The organism is Agrobacterium sp. LR_9, from assembly GCF_041954855.1.
Classification (GTDB): domain Bacteria; phylum Pseudomonadota; class Alphaproteobacteria; order Rhizobiales; family Rhizobiaceae; genus Agrobacterium; species Agrobacterium leguminum.
In genome coordinates, this window is the sequence record NZ_JAVAYA010000001.1 from 259,438 (window position 1) to 283,774 (window position 24,337).

The window sequence follows — 24,337 nt, forward strand, 5'->3', positions numbered from 1 at the left end:
GCGGATCACTCGTCGTCAACCACCCGCAACTTTGCCGTTCCCGCCCTGTTCTCGGCAAAGCGTCGAGCCTGCTCTATTTCCCCATGCGACGTCTCTTTTTCCGTCGGTGAAAAATCGAGACCTTCGATTTTCTGGCCGCGCGCCAGCACCTTGTCGGAGGAGATCAGCATCATGTCGATATCCTTTTGCGCCAATCCAAAATGGGCCTGCAGCTTGCGCGTCCGGTCGTCCAGCCGCCGCACATCGTCCATCAGCAATGCCACTTCACCCTGAATGAGATGCGCCTGCTCGCGCATGCGCTGATCCTTGAGCACGGACTGGATGACCTGTACCGACAGCATCAGAAGTGACGGCGAAACGATGACGACGCGGGCGCGGTGAGCGCGCTGCACCAGATATTCGAAGTGCTGGTGAATATCGGCGAAGATCGATTCGGACGGCACAAAAATGAAGGCCGTATCCTGGGTTTCGCCGCGAATGAGATACTTCTCGGCGACATCGCGAATATGCACCTCCATATCGCGGCGGAACTGCTGCACGGCGGCGCGTTTGGTTTCGGGCGTCTCGTCCGCCTTGATGGCGTTCCATGCCTCCAGCGGAAACTTGGCGTCGATGACGAGCGGCGGGGCATTGTTGGGCATCTTGATGGTGCAGTCAGGCCGATAACCGTTCGAAAGCGTCGGCTGCAACTGGAAGGCCCCGGCCGGAAGCGCATCGGCAATCAGCGTCTCCATGCGGGCCTGTCCGAAGGCGCCGCGCGTCTGCTTGTTGGAAAGGATGGCCTGAAGCCCGACGACGTCCTTGGCCAGATCCTGAATATTGCCCTGCGCGGCATCGATGACCGCGAGGCGCTCCTGCAGGCGGCTCAGATTCTCATGCGTCGACCGGGTCTGCTCCGTCAGTGTTTCGCCAAGGCGTTGCGACATGCCGTCGAGGCGCTGGTTCAGCGTCTGGCTCATCTCGGTCTGGCGGGTGCCGAGCGTTTCCGCCATGGCGGCGATGCGGCCATGCAGTTCGGACTGTGTTTTGAGGAGGTCGGAGATTTCGCCGTCGGCTCCTGCTTTTTTCGCACGGCTCGCCGTCACCAGCCAGGTCGTGGCCAGACCGAAAACCAGAGCCGCGAGCAGCGCGCCGAAGCTGATGTCGACGGAGCCGGCCCGTAACGCGGGATCGAGGAGAACGGAGAAATCTATGCTCATAATTAAATCTAGCAGGTTTCTTGTGATTCGGAAGATCAAAACAAGAACATTCCTGCGGCGGAAATGAGTCGGGCGGGACGGATGCCGGAGGCTGATTGAACCTCGTGTTTTTTATTTCCTCCGCGCAAGAGATACGTTATGGGAAGCCATGACCATCAAACCGCTTATCATTTTGCCCGATCCCGTGCTGCGCCAGCAATCGAAGCCCATCGAAAAGGTGGATGCCGAGGTGCTGCGTCTTGCCGACGACATGCTGGAAACCATGTATGATGCGCCGGGTATCGGCCTCGCCGCCATTCAGATCGGCGTGGCGCGCCGCATGCTGGTGATCGACGTTGCGCGTGAAGGCGAGGAAAAGACCCCGATCGTCTTCATCAATCCGGAAATCCTCAAGGTGTCGGACGATGTCTCGACCTATGAAGAAGGCTGCCTCTCCATCCCCGATTATTACGCCGAGGTTGAGCGTCCCGCGTCGCTCACGGTGCAATATGTCGGCCGTGACGGCAAGCAGCAGACGGTCGAGGCGGACGGCCTGCTCGCCACCTGCCTGCAGCACGAGATCGATCACCTGAACGGCGTTCTCTTCATCGACCATATTTCGCGGCTGAAGCGCGACATGGTCATCAAGAAATTCACGAAAGCGGCCCGCGCAAAGATCTGATCCGTACTCTGCGGACCGGAATGGATGACGGGGCAGGGGGCGACGATGGCTCTTCGCATCATTTTTATGGGTACGCCGGATTTTTCCGTTCCCACCCTGCGTGCACTGGTGGAGGCCGGCCACGAGATCGTTGCCGTCTACACCCAACCGCCGCGTCCCGGCGGCCGTCGTGGCCTGGATCTGCAGAAGTCCCCGGTGCATCAGGCCGCCGAACTGTTGGGCCTGCCTGTGCTGACGCCGGTGAACTTCAAGGCAGAGGAAGACCGACAGCAGTTCCGGGATTTCAATGCCGATGTTGCGGTTGTCGTGGCTTACGGGTTGCTGCTGCCTGAAGCGATCCTCAGCGGCACGCGCCTTGGCTGTTATAACGGCCACGCCTCGCTGCTGCCGCGCTGGCGTGGCGCTGCCCCCATCCAGCGGGCCATCATGGCCGGCGATGCCGAGACCGGCATGATGGTCATGAAAATGGAAAAGGGGCTCGATACCGGCCCCGTCGCGCTGACCGCCAGGGTCACGATCGATGAGAACATGACCGCCGGAGAATTGCATGACAGCCTGATGCTGGCCGGCGCGCGGCTGATGCGGCAGGCTATGGACAAGCTGGAAACCGGTGACCTGCCGCTCGTCACGCAGGCGGAAGAAGGCGTGCTCTATGCCGCGAAGATCGACAAGGGCGAGACCCGCATCGATTTTTCGAGGCCGTCGCAGGACGTGCATAACCACATTCGCGGCCTTTCGCCGTTTCCCGGCGCATGGCTGGAAATGGACATCGGCGGCAGGGCGGAACGCGTGAAGGTTCTGGCCTCCGAACTGGCAAGCGGCATGGGAGAAGCGGGCGCGGCGCTGGATGACGCCCTTACTATTGCCTGCGGCAGCGGCGCCGTGCGGCTCACCCGTCTGCAGAAGGCGGGCGGCAAGCCGATGTCGGCGGCCGATTTCGTGCGCGGCACACCGGTTCCGACCACAACGAGGCTCGGCTGATGCCACGTTTCCGCATGACTGTCGAATATGACGGCACGCCTTATTATGGCTGGCAGAGACAGGATAACGGCCCCTCGGTTCAGGGTGCGCTCGAGGCTGCGGTTCGCTCTCTGACGGGAGAGAGCGTCTCCATTCGCGGCGCCGGCCGCACCGATTCCGGCGTGCATGCCGTCGGGCAGGTCGTCCATGTCGATCTTTCCCGAGACTGGGAGCCCTACAAGCTTCGTAACGCGCTCAATGCGCATCTCGCCATGGCGGGTGAAGCCGTGGCCGTCCTCGATGCTGCTTCCGTGACCGAGGATTTCGACGCCCGGTTTTCCGCCCTTCGTCGGCACTACCTTTACCGCATCATCTGCCGCAAGGCCCGGCTGGCGCTGGAGCACAAGCGGGCATGGTGGGTGTCGAAGGACATGGACCATGAGCGCATGCATGAAGCCGCCCAGATGCTTGTCGGCCGGCATGATTTCACGACCTTCCGCTCCGTGCATTGTCAGGCGAACAGCCCCGTGCGCACGCTCGACCGGCTGGATGTGACGCGCACCGGCGATCTCATCGAGATACGTGCGACCGCGCAAAGCTTCCTGCATAACCAGATCCGTTCTTTCGCGGGCACGCTGAAACTGGCGGGCGAAGGCGCGATGACGCCGGAGGATGTGCGCGCCGCACTGGAGGCGCGGGATCGCAAGGCCTGCGGGCCGGTCGCACCGCCGGACGGTCTCTATTTCATGCAGGTCGATTATCCCGACGTCATTCCGCCGCGTCGCAGGTACCCTGAAGCCGATATGGCTGAGGACGCGGACTGACCGCTAAAACCCAGGCCAGTTCTCAGGCCGGATAAACGCCGAGAAAACGCTGCAGCGCTTCCGACAGAAGCATGCCGGGCACCAGCAGCGTCATGACGATGGCCGAGACGAGCAGTGACTGGTCGCGGATGAAGAACCGCACAATTCGCGAGAAGGCGAAGACCAGCGACAGAAGCAGCGCCAGCCAGAGAATGGCGATCAGCCCCTGCAAGGGCGGCAGGAAGAAGGCGATCAGGATCAGAACCGCATAGGCGTAGGAAAAGGGCAGCGACAGCCAGTTCATGGTGGTGACGAGCGGCGCGAATTTTTCCCGTGCGCCGAAGGCAAAGAGCAGCATGCCGATCAACAGCAGCGGCACGATCCAGCAGATCGCCTCGACCATTGCCAGACGAAAGAAGAAGATGAATCCCGTTCCGGTGCCGGGCGGATAGCTGGCGAGGAAGGCGGCGCGCAGCCACAGCCATGAAACCAGCATGGCGGGCAGGCACCAGAGGGCGGAATAGAAGGACCGCCACATGCCGCGCTCTGAAAGGTCCAGATAGCGTGCGCCGTTATGGTCGCCGAGCAGCAGAAGCCACAGGCCCGTCAGATAGAGCCTTATTTCACTTGCCGTCGGCATGGGCGAACCAGCGTTCGATAAAGGTCTCGTAAATGCGCGTCAGCGTCTCGAGATCGGCAACCGCCACACGCTCATCGACCATATGCATGGTCTGCCCGACGAGGCCGAATTCCACCACCGGGCAATAATCCTTGATGAAACGCGCATCCGAGGTGCCGCCGGTGGTCGAAAGCTTCGGTTCCTTGCCCGTCACGGCTTCCACCGCGCCGGAAAGCGACGAGATGAGGGCATTGTTCCGGGTAAGAAAGACATGGGCCGGGCGGTCGGCCCAGACGATATCGTATTTCACCGGTGCACGGTCGGGGCGAAGCTCACCTTCTGCTGCGGCGGCATCGAGGCGGCGGATGATTTCCGCGCGCAGGCTCTCTGCAGTCCACGTATCGTTGAAACGGATGTTGAAGGAGGCCGTCGCCCGCGCCGGGATTACATTGGTGGCGGCATTGCCTGTATCGACGGTCGTTACTTCCAGATTGGAGGGCTGGAAATCGTCGGTGCCATGATCGAAGGGCGGATGCATCAGCGCATGGGTCAGTTGCAGCAGACCGCGAATGGGGTTGTCGGCGAGATGCGGATAGGCCGCATGGCCCTGCACGCCATGGACCGTGATGCGGCCGGAAAGCGATCCCCGGCGGCCGATCTTGATCATGTCGCCAAGCTGGTCCGGATTGGTCGGTTCGCCCACCACGCAGGCGTCCCAGGTCTCACCTTTGGCAGCCGCCCATTCCAGCAGCTTGGAGGTACCGTTGATCGACGGGCCTTCCTCATCGCCTGTAATCAGGAAAGAAACGGACCCCCGCGGCTTGCCGTGTTTTTCAATATGGCGGGCAATGGCGGCAACGAAACAGGCGATGCCGCCCTTCATGTCCACCGCACCGCGACCGAACATTTCGCCGCCGGCGATTTCCGCCGCAAAGGGCGGATGGCTCCATGCGGCCTCGTCGCCCACCGGAACGACATCCGTATGGCCCGCAAACATCAGATGCGGACCCTCGGTGCCGAGCCGGGCGTAAAGGTTCTCCACGTCAGGCGTTCCCGCCTCGCTCGCCACCATCCTGTCCACCTGGAAACCAAGCGGCGAAAGCAGGGTGTCGAGCAGGGAAAGCGCGCCGCCTTCCGCAGGCGTCACCGAAGGGCAACGGATGAGGGCGGCGAGATTGGCAACGGGATCGGTCGTGGTCATGGCAGTCGCTTTATATCAGTCGCGCAGAAGCTCATTGATGCCGGTCTTGGAGCGGGTCTTTTCATCGACGCGCTTGACGATGACGGCGCAATAAAGGCTCGGGCCCGGTTCGCCGTTCGGGAAAGGCTTGCCCGGCATGGTGCCGGCAACGACGACGGAATAGGGCGGCACTTCGCCATAGGTGATCTCACCGGTGGCGCGGTCGACGATCTTGGTGGACTTGCCGATGAAGACACCCATGCCGAGAACGGCGCCTTCACGCACGATGCAGCCTTCGACGACTTCCGAACGTGCGCCGATAAAGCAATTGTCCTCGATGATCGTCGGGCCCGCCTGCAAGGGCTCCAGAACGCCGCCGATGCCGACGCCGCCGGAGAGGTGCACATTCTTGCCGATCTGCGCGCAGGAGCCGACGGTTGCCCAGGTATCTACCATCGTGCCTTCATCGACATAGGCGCCGAGATTGACGAAGGAAGGCATCAGCACCACGTTCTTGGCGACATAGGCGGAGCGGCGCACGACGGCGTTCGGCACGGCGCGGAAACCGGCGGCGCGGAACTGGTTTTCACCCCAGTTTTCGAACTTCGACGGCACCTTGTCCCACCAGGTAGATTCGCCCGGTCCGCCGGTCACGATCTCCATGTCGTTCAGGCGGAAGGAGAGAAGAACGGCCTTTTTCAGCCACTGGTTCACCTTCCAGCTTCCGTCAGCCTGCTTTTCGGCCACGCGTGCCTTGCCGCTATCGAGAAGTTGAAGAGATGTGTCCACGGCGTCGCGAACCTCGCCCTTCGTCGATACGTTCACACCATCGCGGTTGTCGAAGGCGGTTTCGATGATGGTTTCGAGGGAGGTGAGATCCGTAAGGCTCATGGAAAATTCCTTAAAGTCGCGTGGTGTTCGTGGTCACGGATGGTCCCGCGCCGCTGGAAGGCTTTGGTCATTTGATCTAAGGGAGTGTTGGAAAGGCGTCAATGTGATTTGGGTGATTTGGCGCGTCAGACGAAAGGCATGGAAATGACACGACTGAAAAACGGCAAGTTGCGGCGCAAGGACGGGGTATGGGACCCGTTGAAGCGCAGTGCCGTGGACAAGCAGCAGGCCGAGGTCGTTCAAAAAACACCGCAGTCGGATTCCCCGTCCTATCGCCTCGCCTATGTGGACATGGATTTCCTCTGCCGCGAGGAATTGCGCCCCGTCAGGCTTCAATTGGAACTGCTGAAGACGGAAATGGCGCTGACCGAGCGCGGCATCAAATCCACTGTCGTCATGTTCGGCGGCGCCCGCATTCCCGAACCCGGCGGTGAGGCCTGGGCGGCGCGCAATGAGACGCAGAAGCGCAATCTGGAGCAATCCTCGGTCTATTATGACGAGGCGCGTAAATTCGCCCGTCTCTGCACCGACTATGCCGCGAAATCCGACCACCTCGAATATGTGGTGGTCACCGGCGGCGGTCCCGGTGTCATGGAAGCGGGCAATCGCGGCGCTGCCGATGCCGGCGGTCCGTCCATCGGCCTCAACATCGTCCTGCCGCACGAGCAGGCGCCGAACCCCTATGTGACGCCGGAGCTGAGCTTCAACTTCCACTATTTCGCCATTCGCAAGATGCATTTCCTGATGCGGGCGAAGGCGGTGGTTATCTTCCCCGGCGGTTTCGGCACGCTGGACGAATTGTTCGAGGCCTTGACGCTCATCCAGACGAAACGCATGGAGCCCATTCCGCTCATCCTCTTCGGCGAGAAATTCTGGCGATCGGTGATCAATTTCGAATTCCTGGCGGATTTCGGCACCATCGCGCCGGAAGACATGAATCTTCTGCATTTCGCCGAAACGGCCGACGATGCATGGAAAATCATCTCGGCCCACTACGAACACTGATTATGCTTGGCGCGACGAAGTAATTTTAGGGCTTAATTAGCAATCTTCTTCTAATTTTGCCCCGTCGCGCTGCAGCGCACTGTCCCTTGTGGACGGGCCTCCATGACGGAGATTTCTCATCCGTTGACGTCAGCCTTTTCGGGCGGGCGATTTGATCGAGGCCAAAATGTTCAATTTCCAAGTGAAGTCGCTTGCGACCAAGCTGATCCTCGTAACCGGCTGCGCCATCACCACGGTTCTCGTTGCATCGAATTCCTTCCTTATTTCCCAGACGAGTGAGCGCGTGCACGCGCTGACCATGGATCAGGCCAATACCGAAGCGCGCGCCATCGCCAACGTCATCGCCGCCGATGTCGGTGAACTCGGCAGCGCCGCGCGCTCCATGGCCGGCGTTATCGGCCGTGCGCATCAGGCGAAATCGATGGATCGCCCCGGCATCGTCAACATCCTCAAGGCCAATGTCGAGCAGAATGCCTTTGCTTTCGGAAGCTGGTTCTGCGAGCAGCTCGGTCTCTTTGACGGGCAGAGCAAGGAGATTGCGGGCAGGCTCGATCTCGGCACCAATGAAAACGGTGCGTTTGCGCCCTATTGGTCGAAGACCCAGAAGGGCGACATCCAGTTCTCGACCTTCAAGAATGATTATGCGGCGGAATGGTATGCGCTCGCTTCCAAATCCGGTAAGGGCGCCATTACCCAGCCCTATCTCGCAGAAGGCACGGAAGTACCCACAACCATGACCTCGCTTGCCTATCCGGTCATGTCGGACGGCAAGATGATCGGCGTGGCAGGTGTGGATATCTCGCTGGCCTCGCTGTCGCAGAAGCTGCAGGCGCTGCACCCTTTCGAGACCGGCCGCGTAACGCTCGTTTCGCAGGGTGGCCAGTGGCTGGTGCCGCCGACGCCCGCGCAGAACATGAAAGCCTATGACGGAGACGGTGCGAGCACCGTTCAGGCGGCGATTACGTCCGGCAAGCAGGGCCTCATCGAAAATCTCGGCCTCGATACGGACGCGCCCTATAATCGTCTCGTTTATCCCTTCGCCGTTCCGGGTCTCAACGCGACCTGGGTGGTGCTGGTGGATATTCCCCATCAGGCCCTGAACGCACCGGTTCAGGAACAGACATACATGATGATCATCGGCGCGATCGTCATTCTCGCCGCCGTCATCACCGCGCTTTATTTCGCCGTGCGCCATTTCGTCCGCAATCCGCTTGCCTCCCTGGTGTCCGACGTCAGGACGCTGAGCGACGGTCGCTACGATGTGCCCGTTTCCGGACAGGAACGCCGGGATGAGACGGGTGCAGTGGCTACTGCGCTTGAAGGTTTCCGCGCGAAGCTTGCCGGCATCCGCGAGATGGAGGCCGAAGCCGAGGCCCAGCGTAGTCACGCGGAAACGGCGCGCCAGCGCTCGGAATCCGAGCGTACTGAAAACAGCCGGATGCAGCAGCACATTGTCGGCGTGCTGGGTGCTGGTCTCAATGCGCTTTCGCAGGGCAATCTCACCTACCGCATCGAGGACGAGTTCCCCGGCGAATATGCGAAGCTGCGCGAAGACTTCAACTCGGCGCTTGCGAGCCTTGAGGAAACGGTTTCCACCGTCAACGCAACCGTCGTCAGCATCGGCAACGGCACGGGCGAGATCACTCGCGCCGCCAGCGATCTTTCGCACCGCACGGAACAGCAGGCCGCAAGCCTGGAAGAAACCGCCGCCGCCCTCAATGAGCTGACGGCGCAGGTCAATTCCAGCGCGGAAAACGCCGCAGAGGCGGCCGGAGCCGTCAGCCATGCCTGCGACGACGCAGGCAAGTCGGGTGAGGTCGTGCAGCAGGCCGTAAACTCCATGGAAGGCATCGCGCAATCCTCGGCCGAAATCTCGCGCATCATCGGGGTTATCGATGAGATCGCTTTCCAGACCAACCTCCTGGCGCTGAATGCGGGCGTCGAGGCAGCCCGCGCCGGTGATGCCGGCAAGGGCTTTGCCGTCGTCGCACAGGAAGTGCGCGAACTGGCGCAGCGGTCCGCAACCGCCGCCAAGGAGATCAAGGGTCTCATCAACACCTCGGCCACCCAGGTGAACGAGGGCGTCCAGCTCGTCGGCAAGGCCGGTGAGACGATGAAAAAAATCGCCGATCAGGTTCTGCAGATCAACCAGTTGATACGGCAGATTTCCGCTTCAGCCAGCGAACAGGCGGTAGGCCTGAAGGAGATCAACTCCGCCGTCACGCAGATGGATCAGGTCACCCAGCAGAATGCGGCGATGGTGGAAGAAACTACGGCGGCCAGCGTGACGCTGAACAGCGAGGCAGAAACGCTGAAGTCGCTCGTTGCCGGTTTCTCCGTTTCCGGCGGCCATTCCAGCCAGCAACTGCGCGCCACGGCGGCGGCAATGCGCGCACCCGTCGCTCCGGCGCAGGCGTCGGCCCGCCCGACCGCGCCCCGCGCCCGTCCGAGAACCAGCGGCGCAAACGCTTTGGCGCAGGATGACTGGACGGAATTCTGACGCGCCATTTCCGTCTCAAATAAAAAGGGCCGCTGGTATCGCCAGCGGCCCTTTTTTAATGTCCTCTTCCATCAGAGACGGGCGAAACGTTCCGTCAGCAATTCGAAGAAGCCGTCGGCATCCACATTGCGCATCACGCGGGCATTGGCGGGCCGTTCGGTAACCTTCCACCAGTCCACCACGGTCATGCCCATGGTGAGTTCGGAGTGGACCTCAATTTCGACATTGCACTCGCGACCCTGAAACAGTTCGGGTTTGACGAGATAGGCAATGACAGTCGGATCATGCAGTGGGCCGCCATCCGAGCCGTATTTTTCGATGTCGAAACGCTCGAAGAATTCCAGCATTTCCGCCATGGCGATGGCCGGCCGTGTGCCAATGTCGCGAATGCGGTTGACCCGAACCTTGGTTGTCAGCAATTGATGGGTGACATCGAGCGGCATCATGACGATCGGCATGCCGGAGCGGAAGACGATATCGGCGGCCTGCGGGTCGACATAGATGTTGAATTCCGCCGCCGGGGTGATGTTGCCGCCCTCGAAGAAGCCGCCGCCCATCATCACCAGTTCCTTGACGCGGTCGGCGATTTCCGGCGCCTTCAGGAGCGCCAGCGCCACGTTGGTCAGCGCGCCGAGCGTGCAGAGCGTTACGGTGCCGGCGGGTTCCCGCATCAGCGTTTCGATGATGAAATCGACCGCATGCTGCTTTTGCGCTTCCATGGTCGGCTCATCGAGAACCGGGCCATCGAGGCCGGTGCTGCCGTGAACGTGCTCGGCGGTGATGGGCTTGCGCACCAGCGGCTTCTCGGCGCCCTCATAGACGGGAATATCGGTGCGGCCGCACAGTTCGCTGATGATGCGGATGTTGCGGCTGGTCAGCTTCAGCGGAACGTTGCCGGCGACGGCGCACAATCCGAGAATGTCGATTTCCTCCGGGCTTGCGAAGGCGAGCATGATTGCCGCCGCATCGTCCTGGCCCGGATCGGTGTCGATAATGATTTTTCTGCGTTCTGCCATGTCTTGCCCGCCGTTGAGATGAGCGCTTTTTTCGAGCGGCGGGTGCTCACTTGTCAAGCCTCATTCCCGGTGTTCCCTTTGCTCGTCGCCGCGTCTTGCGTATTGCGGTTGTGCTTCCCATATTGCAGGGGCCGGTGCGATTGACCGGCGAGGTTGCCGGAAGCGGGACCGCGAAACGTCGCTTGGTTGCAAGGACAAAAGAGACATGAGCCGCATGACGCCATTCACCCACCCGCTTTTGCTGGGTTTTGATGCCATGGAAAAAACGCTGGAGCGCATGGCGAAGGCCAATGACGGCTATCCTCCCTATAATATCGAGCGCCTGCCGGGCAGCGGCGATGTGCCGGAACGCCTGCGCATCACCATCGCGGTTGCCGGTTTCTCGCAGGACGATCTGGATGTGACGACGGCCGATAACCAGCTCGTCATTCGCGGACGCCAGCAGGAACAGGAGAAACGCGATTTTCTCTATCGCGGCATCGCGGCGCGCCAGTTCCAGCGGGTTTTCGTGCTTGCCGATGGCATGCAGGTCAGGGAAGCGCGTCTGCGCAACGGGCTTCTTTCCATCGATCTGGTGCGGCCGGAAATTTCAAACGTGGTGAAGAAAATTAATATTTCCGTCTCAGAGTAGAACGTGAACGCCGGAATCCGACACGAATCGCTCGGCGTGAAGAAGGAGGCTGAAATATGCTGTTGAAAGAAGCGCATGCGCGTCTCACCCAATCCCAGCTCGCCCATATCGGCGAAGGAGAAGTGGGATATATCCGCAAGATCCGCGCGGAAGACGTCAGCCGCTGTTTCCCGGAAGCGCCCGATCTCGATCCGCAATTGGACCTTTGGGCGCTGTTCGGTGCAGATGGTACGCCGATCCTCCTGACGGACAACCGGTCCAGTACGTTTTTCAAGGCTGCCGAAGACGATCTCCAGACCGTCAGCCTGCATTGAAGAAAAAAGCCCGCTTTTGAGCGGGCTTTTTCTTTAGCGGGTTAAAGGAACGGGCGGTCCGGCATGTCGTCGATGGAGATGACGCCGTCCTTGTTCTTGTCCAGCCGTTCGAACATCTTTTCGCCGGCGGCGGTGAATTCGGCCTTGCTGACCTGACCGTTCTCGTCGGTATCGGCCCAGCGGATCAGCGAGAAACCTGCGCCCTTGCCGCCATGCTTGCCCCAGCCCTGATGGCCAAACCGGCCGCCATGTTCGCGCTCGGCATGTCTTTCGGCGCGCTTGCCCTCGGGGCCTTTCCCCTCTTCGGCTTTGGCGTCCTCACGCTCGGGGCGCGGATTGGCGGCGCGGAAAGCTTCCATCTTCGCCTGACGATACTCACGCATTTCCTTCGGCGTGATCGAGCCGTCCTTGTCCTTGTCAATCTCGGTGAAGAGCGCGTCCTGACGGGCGGCGAATTCCTCCTTGGAAATCTTGCCGTCCTTGTTGCTGTCAGCCACCTTCAGCAGGTGAACGAAGGCCGCTTCCTGGTGGATCGGCATGCGCTCGCCATGGCCTTTGCCCGGAGCGGGTGGGGCGGCGAAGCTTGCCGTCGCGGCCGTGCCGATCAAAAGGGCTGCGCCAAGAGCAGACAGGGCGATTTTTCGTGTGGTCATCGTCATTACCTTTCTTTGGTGTCCCTGAAGAGAAGATAATGACGTCCAGCACGCCTCACCACTTAAACATCCGTAAGGTGGATGAAGCTTCGGTAATGTTCGCTGCTCAGCCTGCAATGGCTTTTGTCAGGAAGCCGGTCAGGTCGTCGGTGATGTAGTCGATATGCGCATCCGTGGCCGCTGGGATTTCCCAGCGCTCCATGATGACGCCCTCGAGATTGGCGGGGACGAGCAGAACGGTCTTCATGCCGAGCGCCTTGGGCGCCGCGAGATTGCGCGGCAAATCCTCGAACATGGCGGCTTTTTGCGTGTCGAGTTTCGCAAGCGCCGCGAACTTCTCATAGGTCGCGCTGGCCGGTTTCGGCAGATAGCCCGCGGCGACAATATCGAAAATATCCTCGAAATGATCGAGAATGCCGAGCGCACCGGCCGCCGCCTGCGCATGTTTGACGCTGCCGTTGGTAAGGATGAATTTGCGGCCCGGCAAAGCCTTGATCGCCTCGCCGAGTTCCGGATGCGGCTTCAGCGCCGAATAATCGATGGCATGGGCGCGTTCCAGAAACTCGTCCGGGCTGATGCCGTAATGGATCATCAGGCCCTGAAGCGTCGTGCCGTGGTCGTGATAATAGCGCTTCTGCAGTGCCCGGGCCTCGTCGGGATCGAGCTTCAGAAGCTCCGCCACATAGGCCGTCATGTTACGGTCGATCTGCGAAAACAGATTGATGTGATGCGGATAGAGCGTGTTGTCGAGATCGAAGACCCATTCGCTCACATGGTCGAAATCAGCGGCTTCGGGCAGGTTTTTCGGCTTTGTGTCCATGGGCTGCTTTATGCCCGTTTCGAAGGCCGAAGAAAATCGAAAAGACGACGATTGATCAGAAAATCGGGCTTGGCTGCGGCCTCCGGTGCATGATACCGCCAAGGCCATGGAACTCTGGATAGGCATCACTTTCGCAAGCGCGTTCTTGCAGAACCTGCGCTCGACCCTGCAAAAGCACCTCAAGGGCATGATGGGCACCACGGGCGCGACCTTCGTGCGCTTCGTTTTCGGCATGCCTTTCGCTCTCGCCTATCTTGCTTTTCTGCATTTCGGGCTCGGCCGCCCTCTGCCGGTGCCGAACATGTCCTTCGCCGTGTGGGCGACGGTCGGCGCCATGGCGCAGATTGCCGCCACCTTCCTGCTGGTGCACCTGTTCTCCTTCCGTAATTTTGCGGTTGGAACGGCCTATTCCCGCACCGAGCCGGCGCAGGCGGCACTGTTCGCGCTTATTTTCATCGGGGAAAGCGTCAATGGCGGCACATTGGCGGCCATCGCCATCTCGGTCGCCGGCGTCATGCTTATTTCGGTGGCGCGCACGGAAGTCACGCCCGCTTCCTTCTTCACGTCGATCTTCAGCCGGACAGCGGGTATCGGCCTTGCCTCGGGGGCTTTCTTCGGCCTGTCATCGGTTGCCTACCGGTCTGCGTCGCTCGCGCTTGCACCGAGCCTTCCCGCTCCGGACGCGATGATGCAAGCGGGCTTTACCCTCGTTGTCGTCATCGTCATGCAGACGGTTTCGATGTTCCTGTGGATCGTCTGGCGCGAGCGGGAAGAGTTGCGGCGCATCGCGAAGGTATGGAAACCGTCGCTGGCGGTCGGTTTCGTGGGCGCTACGGCCTCGTTCGGCTGGTTCACGGCGATGACCCTGCAGCAGGCCGCCGTGGTGAAGGCATTGGCGCAGGTGGAGATGCTCTTCGCCTTCGCCTCGACCGTGCTTTTCTTCAAGGAGAAGATCAACAGGCTCGAACTGTCCGGCTGCCTGCTGATTGTCGTGGGCGTGCTATCGCTTCTGGCATTCGGCTGAACGCCTGTCGTGGCGGACAGGCTTGCCGTCCGCCACCTGAAGCCTGTCAGGGCACGATGAGCGTGCCGGCGCCTTCCGTGAAGATTTCCAGAAGGACGGAATGCGGCGTCTTGCCGTTGAGGATCACCACGCCCTGAACACCGGCCTTGATGGCGTCGATGCAGGTCTCGACCTTCGGGATCATACCGCCGGAAATCGTGCCGTCCTTGATGAGCGCACGCGCCTGCGAGACGGTGAGTTCCTTGATGAGTTCCTTGTTCTTGTCGAGAACGCCGGGAACGTCGGTGAGAAACAGCAGACGCGAGGCGTGAAGCGCACCCGCAATCGCGCCGGCGAAGGTATCGGCGTTGATATTATAGGTGGCACCATCGCGGCCAGGCGCGACCGGGGCGATGACCGGGATCATTTCCGACTTGGCGAGCAGGTCGAGCAGGGTGCGGTCGACTTCCGTGACTTCGCCGACAAAGCCGAGATCGAGCACACGTTCGATATTGCTGTCGGGATCGATGACGGTCTTTTTCGCCTTTTCGGCAAAGACCATGTTGCCGTCCTTGCCGCACAGGCCGATGGCCCATTCGCCCGTCTGGTTGATGAGGGCGACGATTTCCTTGTTGATCGAGCCGGCCAGAACCATTTCGACGATCTCGACCGTCTTGGCGTCGGTGACGCGCAGGCCGCCCTCGAATTTCGATTCGATGCCCATCTTGGTCAGCATCGCGCCGATCTGCGGGCCGCCGCCATGCACGACGATGGGGTTAATGCCCGATTGCTTCAAAAGGGCGATGTCTTCCGCGAAAGCCTTACCGAGCGTGGAATCCCCCATGGCGTGGCCGCCATATTTCACCACGATGGTCTTGTTCTCGTATTTCTGCATGAAAGGCAGAGCCTGTGCGAGCAGCCGCGCCTGAGTTTCGCTTTCGGAAGACGTCATCTAAAAACCTCGGTCTGTGGTTGCGGCTGTTGAAAGCCTGTCACCGCTCTAAAGCAAGTCTTTGACGGATGAAATAACCTCCTGGCCTTATTGTGTCGGCAGCGGTCAAATTTCTTTTTTTTGGCTGTCCCGGCCCCGTAATGAGATTGACATAAAGGCCCAATGGGACCAGCCTTCCATGGAAAGGGGAGGGGTTAATTCAGGGCGATATGGGATGTCGCGCGCCGCGGGAGCGATGCTGACCTGAACGACCGAGGAGCGAGAGACCACATGACGGCACCCGATAGAGACAAGCAAAGCGGTTTGCGGGATGAAGTCCTCGCGGGCGAATATGTGCTGGGTGCCCTGCCGCCGGAAAGCATGGCGCAGCTTGCCAAGCGCGTCAAACGCGACCGCCAGTTCGCCGCCATGGTCAGGCGCTGGCGGGACAATCTGGCGGAAACCGAACATCGCGAAAACGCGACCGTCGCCGCGCTGCTGGAACGGGAGCCAAGCCGCTCCGGCCTGCCATTCAGGGGCCAGCCGCTACGGGGTGGCAGCATGTTCGCAGCCATGCTTTCGGAGGTCTGGCATTCCGTGCGCTTCTGGCGCCTTCTGGCGTTGACGGCGATGCTCTGGACCGCCGTTCTGCTTTTCACCATCGCCTGAGAGGCGTGTCTTTCAAAGAGAGATCGTTCTGACGATCTCGGCCCGCAGGCTATCCAGCCCGAATGATTTTTCCGAGGATGTGGCGAGAACTTCCGGATAGGCGGCGGGACGCTTGCGGATTTTCTCCAGCGTTTCGCCGATCAGCCGCGGAACGCCGGCATCCTTGATCTTGTCCGTCTTCGTCAGCACGATCTGGTAGGAAACGGCCGCCTTGTCGAGCAGGGTCAGAACCTCCTCGTCGTTCTTTTTCACGCCATGGCGGGAATCGATCAGCACGTAAACGCGCTTCAGCGTCGCACGGCCGCGCAGATAATCGAAGACGAGCTTGGTCCAGGCATCGACCTGATCCTTCGGGGCTTGCGCATAGCCGTAACCGGGCATGTCGACCAGCGCCATCGGCGGCAGATCGCCAGCTTCGCCGGAATAACCATCTGGAACGAAATAGTTCAGTTCCTGCGTGCGTCCGGGCGTATTGGATGTGCGGGCAAGCCCTTTGTGGCCCACCAGCGCATTGATGAGCGAGGACTTGCCGACATTCGAGCGACCGGCGAAGGCAATCTCCGGCGGGCCTTCGGGCGGCAGGAATTTCATTGCGGGAACGCCGCGAATGAAAATCCAGGGTCGCCCGAACAGGGGCTTTTCGGTTGCCGTGCCGGTCTCACTCATTTCGATTGCACCGGCTTTCGCTTGAACAGCCCCTTGATGTTATCGAACAGCTCGATCTTGGCGCCCTGGCGCTTCATGATGACGGCCTGCTGGGTGATGGAGAGCGTATTGTTCCATGCCCAGTAGATGACCAGACCGGCCGGGAAGGAGGCCAGCATGAAGGTGAAGATCAGCGGCATCCAGTTGAAGATCATCGCCTGCGTCGGATCGGGCGGCGTCGGGTTCATGCGCATCTGCAGGAACATGGTGATGCCCATGACAAGCGGCCAGACACCGATCATCAGGAAGTGCGGCACATCATAAGGCAGAAGGCCGAAGAGATTGAACAGCGACGTCGGATCCGGCGCGGAAAGGTCGTGAATCCAGCCGAAGAACGGCGCATGCCGCATTTCGATGGTGACGTAGATGACCTTGTAGAGCGCGAAGAAGACCGGGATCTGCAAAAGCATCGGCCAGCAGCCGGCAACAGGATTGATCTTCTCTTCCTTGTAGAGCTGCATCATCGCCTGCTGCATGGCCATGCGGTCATCGCCATGCTTGGCCTTCAGCTCTTCCATCTTCGGCTGCACGCGCTTCATGTTCGCCATGGAAGCATATTGCTTGCTGGCGAGCGGGAAGAAGAGCGCCTTGACGACGATGGTGGTGAGCAGGATCGCCACGCCGAAATTGCCAAAATAACGGAAGAAGAAATCCATCAGTTTGAACATCGGCTTGGTGATGAAGTAGAACCAGCCCCAGTCGATCAGAAGGTCGAACTTCGGAATGGCGTAGGTCGTCTCGTAACGGTCGACCAGCGGCACTTCCTTGGCGCCGGCGAAAACGAGGCTCTTCAGCTCGATCGACTGGCCGGGCTCGACCGTCAGCGGGTCGCTCTTGAAATCGGCCTGATAGCTCGGCTGATTGCCGGTGATGTGCGAATAACGGGTCTCGAACGGCGTCGTCTGTGGCGGAACGATGGCCGCGGCCCAATATTTGTCGGTGATGCCGAGCCAGCCGCCGGTCGCCTTGGCAACCGTTACCGGTGCTTCCTCGACGTCCTTGTATTTTTCTTCCGTCAGGCTGCCGTCTTTGCCCGAAACGCCGAGGAAACCTTCATGGATGACGAAGACCGGGGGAACTGCGGGCTTGTTGTTGCGCGTCACGCGGCCATAGGTGGCAAAGGAGATCGCCGCTTGTCCGGGGTTCTCCACCTTGTCGGCGACCGAGATCATGTAATGCTCGTCGATCGAAACCGTACGGGAGAAAATCACGCCCTTGGAATTGGTGTAGGTGAGGGTGACCGGGGTGGTTTCCGTCAGCTTTTCGCCGCTTGCGAGCGTCCAGACAGTGGTCGGGCCGGGAACGCCGCCGACTTCCTGTGCTGCAACGTAACCGAGTTCGGTGAAGTAACCGTCCTTGGTGTCGGAGGGCGAGAACAGCGTGATGATCGGGCTCGAGTCATCGACGGTCTCATGGTAGTCCTTGAGCCGGATGTCATCGAAGCGGGCGCCGGTAAGGTTGATCGAGCCGGCGATGGCGTTGGTCTCGATGGCCACGCGCTGGGTTCTTGCAATCGACTCTTCGCGGGTCGCCGTGGCGGCAGTCTGCGGTGAGGAGGCGGGCGGTGCGCCTTCAACGGCAGCACCTGGTGCGGCGCCCGGCGCCGGCTGCTGTTGCTGCGTCGTCTGCTGCTGCGCCTGGCGGGCCTCTTCGGCGCGGCGCTGCTGCTCGATACGCGGATTCATGTAAAGGAATTGCCAGGCGAGGACGATGACAACCGAAAGGGCTATCGCGATGAAGTAATTACGGTTCTTTTCCATCATTCTTTCCTGGAGCGGGTCTCCTGGGACCGTTTCGGTTTCGCCGTTCCTTCAATTCGCTCGTTAAGGAGAGACTGAAGTTTCGGGAAGGCCGTATCGAGCACGTCCCTGCGGGCGACAATCACATAGTCATGACCGGGCTTCATTGCGAATCCGGCAGAAAGCCTGACGGCTTCCTTGAGACGGCGGCGCATGCGATTTCGCTCTACCGCGTTGCCTTGTCTTTTCGTTACGGTAAAACCGACGCGAGGCTCGGTTTCCGGGGTTTTCCGGTCAAGCACTTCCAGAAGAAAGGTGCCTCCCCGCAGTTTTTCTCCTGCCTGAACGGCAAGGAAATCCGACCGGTTTTTAAGCCGGCCGGGCAGTTTTCCTGTCTTACTCATGTGCCCGCGACTTTCACCGGGTCACAGAGGCGGCAATTAAGCCGAAAGACGAGCGCGGCCGCGCGCACGGCGGGCTGCGAGAACCTTGCGGCCGCCGGCGGTAGCCATACGGGCGCGGAAGCCATGGCGACGCTTGCGGACAAGCTTGGACGGTTGGTAAGTACGCTTCGACATTTATTTAATACCGCGGTGTGCGGCCCTTCTTGAATTTGCAATAATTTGCAAGAGCGTTTCGTTTTTTGCACGGCTAACCCCGCCTGGGCGAGCTTTCAATGGCCGAGCGTGCGCGGCTTATAAGGGCATAGGCCGAGCAAAGTCAATTGCCGAAGGGGTTTTCGCGCTTCACCTTTTGCGGAAAACGCACCGCCATCTCCTTCGCCGACCGCCGATGGAGGCCGATTCCGGCGCGCAATCGATAAAATCCGAAATTCTTTCTTAACGCAGCGTTGATAAATCTTGTGACGCGAAAAAGTTATGCCAGCTTCCCATTTTCATCGCGCGGCTGGTTTTTGTTGGGGGAACGAAGTTGAGAATTCGCGGTCGTATCAATCTACTTGTCGGGCTGATGAGCCTTGTCGCCTGTACCATTGGCGGGTTGTCCATCTATGCGATCAACGAATTCTGGGTTCGGTCGCATCATTTCGAGGGAACCGCCGAAAGGGCTTACAAGGGCGAGGCGCTCAACCGTCTGGTAACGGCAGTCGTCATGGAGGCACGCGGTGTCTACGCGGCAGCCGATGTGGCGGCAGCCACCCCCTTTGCCGACGGTATGGTCAAAAACCTCGACGCCATGGAAAAGCTCATTGCCAGCTGGGCGCCGCTCGTGCCGGCGGAACAACAGGCGAGTTTCGACAAGCTTGTCGGCCGCTCCAAGGAATTCCGCACTTTCCGTCTGGAAACCGTGCGGCTGGCGAAGGAAAACGGGCCGCAGGCGGCCAGCCAGCAGGGCAATAACGAGGCGAACCGCGCCAACCGCAAAGCCTATCAGGCGGAGATCGACAGCGTCGTGAAAAACGACCTCGCCGAACTCGAAGTCGTGAAGGCAGGAGTAGATTCTTTCAGCACCGCGATATTCTGGGTGATCGTCGGGGTGACGGTTGCCGGTGTCGGCGCGGGAGCCGCCTTCGGTCTCTACATCGGAACGCGGCAGCTCAGCGCCCCCATCCGCAGGGTTTCGCAGGTGATGAATGCCGTGGCCCATGGAAATCTCGACGCGGACGTTCCCTATCTCGGCCGCAACGACGAAATCGGCGAAATGGCTGCGGCCGTCGAGGTCTTTAAGAAAAACGGCAGCGAAGTGCGCCGCATGAATGCGCAGGAAGCCGCCATGCGCGCCAAGAGCGACGATCTGCAGGCCGGCATGGCCATCGTCGTCGACGCTGCGGCCCAGGGCGATTTCAGCCGCCGCATCAACAAGGACTATGGCGACGACAACCTCAATCGTTTCGCCGCGACGATCAATTCGCTCCTCACCGGTGTCCATAATGGCGTATCCGAGACCAGCCGCGTCATCGAAGGCCTTGCGCGGGGCGATCTGACGGAGAGAATGGATGGCGAGTTCCGGGGCGTATTTGCTGAACTCCAGGGGAACGTCAACCAGACGCTGACCAAGCTGCGCGAGACGATGCGCGAAGTGCGCGGCAGCACGGAGGGCATCAGCGGCAACGCGAACGAATTGCGCTCGGCGGCCGACGACCTGTCGAAGCGGACCGAACAGCAGGCGGCGGCGCTGGAGGAAACCTCCGCCGCTCTGGATGAGATTACCGCCGTCGTCCGCAATTCGACCGACCGTGCGCAGGAAGCCAGCGCCATGGTTGCCGAAACGAAGCAGAAGACGGAAGAGTCCGCCAATGTCGTGCGCGACGCCGTGTCCGCCATGGATCGCATCGAGCATGCCTCGCGCGAAATCAGCCAGATCATCAACGTCATCGACGAAATCGCCTTCCAGACCAACCTGCTGGCGCTGAATGCCGGCGTGGAAGCCGCCCGTGCGGGTGAAGCGGGCAAGGGCTTTGCCGTCGTCGCTCAGGAAGTGCGAGAACTTGCGCAACGATCCGCAACGGCAGCGAAGGACATCAAGGCGCTGATCACAAAATCCGGCGAAGAGGTCGGGCGTGGCGTATCGCTGGTGCAGAGAACCGGCGGCGCACTGAGCGAGATCGAGACCCGCGTTCTGGCAATCAACGAGCACATCCATTCGATTGCCACGGCCGCCAGGGAGCAGTCCACCGGTCTGCATGAGGTGAATACCGCCATCAACCAGATGGACCAGGTAACGCAGCGCAACGCAGCAATGGTGGAGGAAACCTCGGCTGCAACCCATAAGCTGAGCAGCGAGGCCGACCATCTTGTGACGCTCGTGGCGCGCTTCAATGTCGGCGCGGAGAATGTGCAGCGCAGCCCCCGCATCGAGCAGCCCGCGAGGCCGATGACGGTTTCCGCCGGACCGGTGGCAGTGTCTGGCAGGACGCCGGCGGTGGCGTCTCCGGCCCGCAAATTGATGAACAGCGTCAGCCGCGCGCTCAATGCCCAGCCTGCGGCAGCACCCGCACATGGCGACTGGCAGGAGTTCTAGACGACCAGCGGTCCGCTTCAAAACCGGCTGACCTTCGAACGCCGCCCCTGCCGGGCGGCGTTTGTTTTTCCGGCAATGAAAACCTTTATTTTGCAGCGCATTGGAAAAATATCCATTAGGTCCTATTATCATCGCTGCATATAAACCGAGCCGTTCCACGCAAGCAGCGGCGCGCATACAGGATCATGGCCCGGTGTTTTCTAAAGGCGTAGACAGCTTGGACCGCACGCAAGACGATCCGGTGCATTGCATGCCGGGATTGACCGCCGGTCTTTCGGGACGGCTGCTGCTGCTCACTGTCATCTTCGTGATGATCGCCGAAGTGCTGATCTTCGTGCCTTCCGTCGCCAATATGCGACTTTCGTGGTTGCGCGACCGCCTGAATACGGCCGCGGCCGCCGGCGCTGTCATCGACGGCCTGCAGGCCGAACTGCCGCGAAGCGTGCAGAACGACACGCTGATGGCAACCGGGGCGAAGCTTATCGCGCTGCGCAAGGACGGCACCTCACGCCTGCTCGCCGTGGCGGAAACGCCTCCTGGCGTCGATGAGCAATATGACCTTTCCGACGTTTCGCAGGTGGCGGCGGTGCGGGACGCCTTTTCCACCCTGCTGTTCGGCGGCAACCGCGTCATCCGTGTTTTCGATGTCGTCGGCGACAGCGATACGATCATCGAACTGGTGCTCGGCGAAAACAAGCTGCGGGCGGCAATGCTTGCCTATGCGCGCAACGTTTTCCTGATTTCCATTGTCCTGTCGCTGATCACCGCAGGCCTGATCTTCATCTCCATCAACCGCATCATGATCCGGCCCATACGCCGACTGACGCTCGGCATGCAGAACTTCTCGGAGGATCCGGGCAATCCCGAGCGGATTTTCGTACCTGAGGAGGGAACGGATGAACTATCGGTTGCCGGCCGCCACCTCGCCGACATGCAGACCGAACTGCAGAAGACCCTGCGCCAGCAGAAAAACCTCGTGGATCTCGGCCTCGCGGTCTCGAAGATCAATCACGACATGCGCAACATCCTGTCTTCCGCGCAGCTCATGTCGGACCGTCTTGTGGATGCAAAGGATCCGATGGTCAGGAGCTTTGCGCCGAAACTGCTGCGCACCATCGACCGCGCCGTGGCCTATACCGGCGAGGTTCTGGCCTATGGCCAGGCGACCGAAGGCGCACCGAAACGCAAGATGGTGCAGTTGAGCCTTCTGGTGCGGGATGTGCGCGATATTCTTGCGCTCGATCCGGACAGTGGCATCGAATTTCAGGACAGCGTTCCATCCGACCTCACAGTCGATGCGGATTCCGAGCAGCTTTTCAGGGTCATCCACAATCTCTGTCGCAATGCCGTTCAGGCCCTGCAATCCGATACCGCGAATGCCGGGCTTCGGTATCTCTCCATCTCGGCCCAGAGGGCCGGCAGCGTCGTCAGCATCGTCATCGACGACAATGGGCCGGGCATGCCGCGCAAGGCCAAGGAAAACCTGTTCTCCGCTTTCAGGGGTTCGGCGCGCTCCGGAGGCACGGGCCTCGGGCTGGTCATTGCCCGCGAACTCGTGCTTGCCCATGGCGGCACGATCGCGCTCGTCGAAAAGCCCGGTCCCGGCACGCAGTTCCGCATCGAGATCGCCGACCGCGCCGCCTCCGTACAGGCGGCCAGAACCGCCTGAAAAACCTGCTTTGCAGCCGGTTCGCGCAATCATTCTTCCCGCCCAAACGGACAGGGTATCTGGCCCGTGGAAAATGACCCTCATGGAATTTCAAATAAAATCAATGTGATACATGAATTGCTGCGGAAAAATGACAATTTTGAAGCGAAATCGCTTGCATTCGGAATGAGGACGTTTTAGAGGATCGCCACGCCACCGGAAACGACCGGAACGGCACGCACCCGTAGCTCAGCTGGATAGAGCACCAGACTACGAATCTGGGGGTCAGGAGTTCGAATCTCTTCGGGTGCGCCATTTCTCTTCCCATAAAATTAAGTCCCGAGACAATCGCCGTCACGCGCGATATGGCTGATATCGGCAAGTCCGTTCAGGCGGATGCTTCGACGCTCCGCAGGACCGCGTGAATTCCGAACGTCCCGAATATGTGCTAAAGTCACCCCGTCATCAGCTGTTCCCGGGGTGAAAGCCATGTTGGAAGCGGACAAGGTGTTTGCGGGTTCGATTCCGGAAAATTACGACCGCTATATGGTGCCGCTGATTTTTGCGCCATTCGCCGCCGATCTGGCGCGCAGGGCGGCTGCCTTGATGCCGATTGATATTCTGGAAATCGCCGCAGGCACCGGCGCCGTCACGCGCGAATTGGCTCCCCGCTTATTGCCCGTGGCAAACTATGTGGTAACCGACCTCAACCAGCCGATGCTCGATTTTGCGGCGTCGCAACAGGCGCCGGATCGCCGCATAAAATGGCAGCAGGTGGATGCTCAGACGTTGCCTTTTGAAAACGCTGTGTTCGATCTCGTTTTCTGCCAGTTCGGCGCGATGTTTTTTACTGACCGCTTGTCGGCCTATCGCGAGGCAAAGCGGGTATTGAAGCCCGGCGGACATTATCTATTCAATGTATGGGACCGCATCGAGGAAAATCACTTCGCGGATGACGTGACGAACGCCCTGGCGCGCCTGTTCCCCGGTGATCCGCCGCGCTTCATGGTCCGTACCCCGCACGGTTATCATGACACGGCACTCATTCGCCACGAGCTGGAGGAGGCCGGTTTTTCCCGCGTGACGATTGAGACGGTGGCCGCGCAGAGCCGCGCCTCTTCACCGCGCATTCCGGCCATGGCTTATTGTCAGGGAACCGTGCTTCGGACGGAAATTGAGGCGAGAGCACCGGGAGGGCTCGACACCGCGACAGATTGCGCCGCCGCGGCCATCGAAGCGCGGCATGGCGGTGGCGCGGTTGCCGCGAAAATTCAGGCGCATGTGATTCTCGCCGCCGTTTAAACCGACGCTGCCGGCCCGCTTCTCAGTCTATAAGTGCGAACGGGGAATATTTGAGCAATACCCCCTAAATATTAGTGGTTTTGGGTGGAGGCCTGTACCAAAGGATTTT

General features: G+C 60.4%; 24 protein-coding genes and 1 tRNA gene. 13 read left to right on the forward strand and 12 right to left on the reverse strand.

What is annotated here, in order from left to right; all coding sequences use genetic code 11:
- Positions 1–5: 5 nt before the first annotated feature.
- Positions 6–1,199, reverse strand: coding sequence for a DNA recombination protein RmuC (locus tag RAC79_RS01300; RefSeq protein WP_161987698.1), 1,194 nt, complete (start codon positions 1,197–1,199; stop codon positions 6–8).
- Positions 1,200–1,347: 148 nt separating this feature from the next.
- Between RAC79_RS01300 and def the strand changes: the two genes are divergently transcribed.
- The 3 genes from def to truA are packed head-to-tail and all read left to right on the forward strand — an operon-like array spanning position 1,348 to position 3,644.
- On the forward strand, positions 1,348–1,860 hold the full coding sequence (gene def, locus RAC79_RS01305; protein WP_003503724.1) for a peptide deformylase: 513 nt from the start codon (positions 1,348–1,350) through the stop codon (positions 1,858–1,860).
- A 45-nt stretch (positions 1,861–1,905) separates the two neighbouring features.
- Entirely contained in the window at positions 1,906–2,841 is a 936-nt protein-coding gene (fmt, locus tag RAC79_RS01310; protein ID WP_174043862.1) for a methionyl-tRNA formyltransferase, read from the forward strand.
- A complete protein-coding gene (gene truA, locus RAC79_RS01315; RefSeq protein ID WP_065654567.1) occupies positions 2,841–3,644 on the forward strand; it encodes a tRNA pseudouridine(38-40) synthase TruA in 804 nt (267 codons plus the stop codon). The genes fmt and truA overlap by 1 nt, the downstream gene beginning before the upstream one ends.
- Positions 3,645–3,666: 22 nt before the next feature.
- On the opposite strand, the gene RAC79_RS01320 is transcribed toward truA, so the two are convergent.
- From RAC79_RS01320 to dapD, 3 genes are read right to left on the reverse strand one after another with little or no spacing between them, the layout of a single operon-like run.
- Positions 3,667–4,263: a hypothetical protein gene (locus tag RAC79_RS01320; RefSeq protein WP_003520047.1), complete on the reverse strand. Its 597-nt coding sequence runs from the start codon at positions 4,261–4,263 to the stop codon at positions 3,667–3,669.
- The gene (gene dapE, locus RAC79_RS01325; RefSeq protein WP_174038763.1) at positions 4,247–5,443 is read right to left on the reverse strand and encodes a succinyl-diaminopimelate desuccinylase; all 1,197 of its coding nucleotides are present in this window, start codon (positions 5,441–5,443) and stop codon (positions 4,247–4,249) included. The genes RAC79_RS01320 and dapE overlap by 17 nt, the downstream gene beginning before the upstream one ends.
- 15 nt (positions 5,444–5,458) lie before the next feature.
- Complete coding sequence (gene dapD, locus RAC79_RS01330) at positions 5,459–6,313, reverse strand: 2,3,4,5-tetrahydropyridine-2,6-dicarboxylate N-succinyltransferase (protein WP_003520045.1); 855 nt, start codon at positions 6,311–6,313, stop codon at positions 5,459–5,461.
- Between the two features lie 138 nt (positions 6,314–6,451).
- Between dapD and RAC79_RS01335 the strand changes: the two genes are divergently transcribed.
- Together RAC79_RS01335 and RAC79_RS01340 are read left to right on the forward strand one after the other, a co-directional pair.
- The gene (locus tag RAC79_RS01335; RefSeq protein WP_031234344.1) at positions 6,452–7,318 is read left to right on the forward strand and encodes an LOG family protein; all 867 of its coding nucleotides are present in this window, start codon (positions 6,452–6,454) and stop codon (positions 7,316–7,318) included.
- 166 nt (positions 7,319–7,484) lie between these two features.
- The gene (locus RAC79_RS01340; protein WP_142844077.1) at positions 7,485–9,818 is read left to right on the forward strand and encodes a methyl-accepting chemotaxis protein; all 2,334 of its coding nucleotides are present in this window, start codon (positions 7,485–7,487) and stop codon (positions 9,816–9,818) included.
- Positions 9,819–9,889: 71 nt separating this feature from the next.
- On the opposite strand, the gene RAC79_RS01345 is transcribed toward RAC79_RS01340, so the two are convergent.
- Positions 9,890–10,834, reverse strand: a complete 945-nt coding sequence (locus RAC79_RS01345; RefSeq protein ID WP_174038764.1) for a nucleoside hydrolase — start codon at positions 10,832–10,834, stop codon at positions 9,890–9,892.
- A 205-nt stretch (positions 10,835–11,039) separates the two neighbouring features.
- Here RAC79_RS01345 and RAC79_RS01350 point away from each other — a divergent pair, with 205 nt between their 5' ends.
- Positions 11,040–11,465, forward strand: a complete 426-nt coding sequence (locus RAC79_RS01350; protein WP_003520041.1) for an Hsp20 family protein — start codon at positions 11,040–11,042, stop codon at positions 11,463–11,465.
- A gap of 56 nt (positions 11,466–11,521) precedes the next feature.
- Positions 11,522–11,779, forward strand: coding sequence for a DUF1150 family protein (locus tag RAC79_RS01355; protein WP_003520040.1), 258 nt, complete (start codon positions 11,522–11,524; stop codon positions 11,777–11,779).
- Positions 11,780–11,820: 41 nt separating this feature from the next.
- Here RAC79_RS01355 and RAC79_RS01360 read toward each other — a convergent pair whose 3' ends face one another.
- Positions 11,821–12,438, reverse strand: coding sequence for an EF-hand domain-containing protein (locus tag RAC79_RS01360; protein ID WP_174038765.1), 618 nt, complete (start codon positions 12,436–12,438; stop codon positions 11,821–11,823).
- 100 nt (positions 12,439–12,538) lie between these two features.
- On the reverse strand, positions 12,539–13,252 hold the full coding sequence (locus RAC79_RS01365; RefSeq protein WP_065654562.1) for a pyrimidine 5'-nucleotidase: 714 nt from the start codon (positions 13,250–13,252) through the stop codon (positions 12,539–12,541).
- Positions 13,253–13,358: 106 nt separating this feature from the next.
- Here RAC79_RS01365 and RAC79_RS01370 point away from each other — a divergent pair, with 106 nt between their 5' ends.
- Complete coding sequence (locus RAC79_RS01370) at positions 13,359–14,276, forward strand: DMT family transporter (protein WP_065654855.1); 918 nt, start codon at positions 13,359–13,361, stop codon at positions 14,274–14,276.
- Between the two features lie 46 nt (positions 14,277–14,322).
- On the opposite strand, the gene argB is transcribed toward RAC79_RS01370, so the two are convergent.
- Positions 14,323–15,207, reverse strand: coding sequence for an acetylglutamate kinase (gene argB / locus RAC79_RS01375; protein ID WP_003503698.1), 885 nt, complete (start codon positions 15,205–15,207; stop codon positions 14,323–14,325).
- Positions 15,208–15,477: 270 nt separating this feature from the next.
- Between argB and RAC79_RS01380 the strand changes: the two genes are divergently transcribed.
- Positions 15,478–15,855 (forward strand): hypothetical protein, encoded by a 378-nt coding sequence (locus RAC79_RS01380; RefSeq protein WP_174038766.1) that lies wholly within the window; start codon positions 15,478–15,480, stop codon positions 15,853–15,855.
- Positions 15,856–15,867: 12 nt separating this feature from the next.
- On the opposite strand, the gene yihA is transcribed toward RAC79_RS01380, so the two are convergent.
- Genes yihA through rpmH form a run of 4 tightly spaced genes read right to left on the reverse strand, consistent with a single transcriptional unit; the run spans position 15,868 to position 18,877 of the window.
- Entirely contained in the window at positions 15,868–16,521 is a 654-nt protein-coding gene (gene yihA, locus RAC79_RS01385) for a ribosome biogenesis GTP-binding protein YihA/YsxC (protein WP_035263945.1), read from the reverse strand.
- Entirely contained in the window at positions 16,518–18,320 is a 1,803-nt protein-coding gene (gene yidC / locus RAC79_RS01390; RefSeq protein WP_078051316.1) for a membrane protein insertase YidC, read from the reverse strand. The genes yihA and yidC overlap by 4 nt, the downstream gene beginning before the upstream one ends.
- Positions 18,320–18,703: a ribonuclease P protein component gene (gene rnpA, locus RAC79_RS01395; RefSeq protein ID WP_174038767.1), complete on the reverse strand. Its 384-nt coding sequence runs from the start codon at positions 18,701–18,703 to the stop codon at positions 18,320–18,322. The genes yidC and rnpA overlap by 1 nt, the downstream gene beginning before the upstream one ends.
- Positions 18,704–18,739: 36 nt before the next feature.
- A complete protein-coding gene (gene rpmH / locus RAC79_RS01400; protein ID WP_003493611.1) occupies positions 18,740–18,877 on the reverse strand; it encodes a 50S ribosomal protein L34 in 138 nt (45 codons plus the stop codon).
- Positions 18,878–19,229: 352 nt separating this feature from the next.
- Between rpmH and RAC79_RS01405 the strand changes: the two genes are divergently transcribed.
- The 4 genes from RAC79_RS01405 to RAC79_RS01420 all read left to right on the forward strand — a co-directional run bounded on the left by RAC79_RS01405 (position 19,230) and on the right by RAC79_RS01420 (position 24,228).
- On the forward strand, positions 19,230–21,278 hold the full coding sequence (locus tag RAC79_RS01405; RefSeq protein ID WP_078051315.1) for a methyl-accepting chemotaxis protein: 2,049 nt from the start codon (positions 19,230–19,232) through the stop codon (positions 21,276–21,278).
- 250 nt (positions 21,279–21,528) lie between these two features.
- A complete protein-coding gene (locus RAC79_RS01410) occupies positions 21,529–22,947 on the forward strand; it encodes an ATP-binding protein (protein WP_162934014.1) in 1,419 nt (472 codons plus the stop codon).
- A gap of 217 nt (positions 22,948–23,164) precedes the next feature.
- Positions 23,165–23,241, forward strand: a tRNA-Arg gene (locus tag RAC79_RS01415).
- A gap of 174 nt (positions 23,242–23,415) precedes the next feature.
- The gene (locus RAC79_RS01420; RefSeq protein WP_174038768.1) at positions 23,416–24,228 is read left to right on the forward strand and encodes a class I SAM-dependent methyltransferase; all 813 of its coding nucleotides are present in this window, start codon (positions 23,416–23,418) and stop codon (positions 24,226–24,228) included.
- The last annotated feature ends 109 nt before the right edge of the window (positions 24,229–24,337 follow it).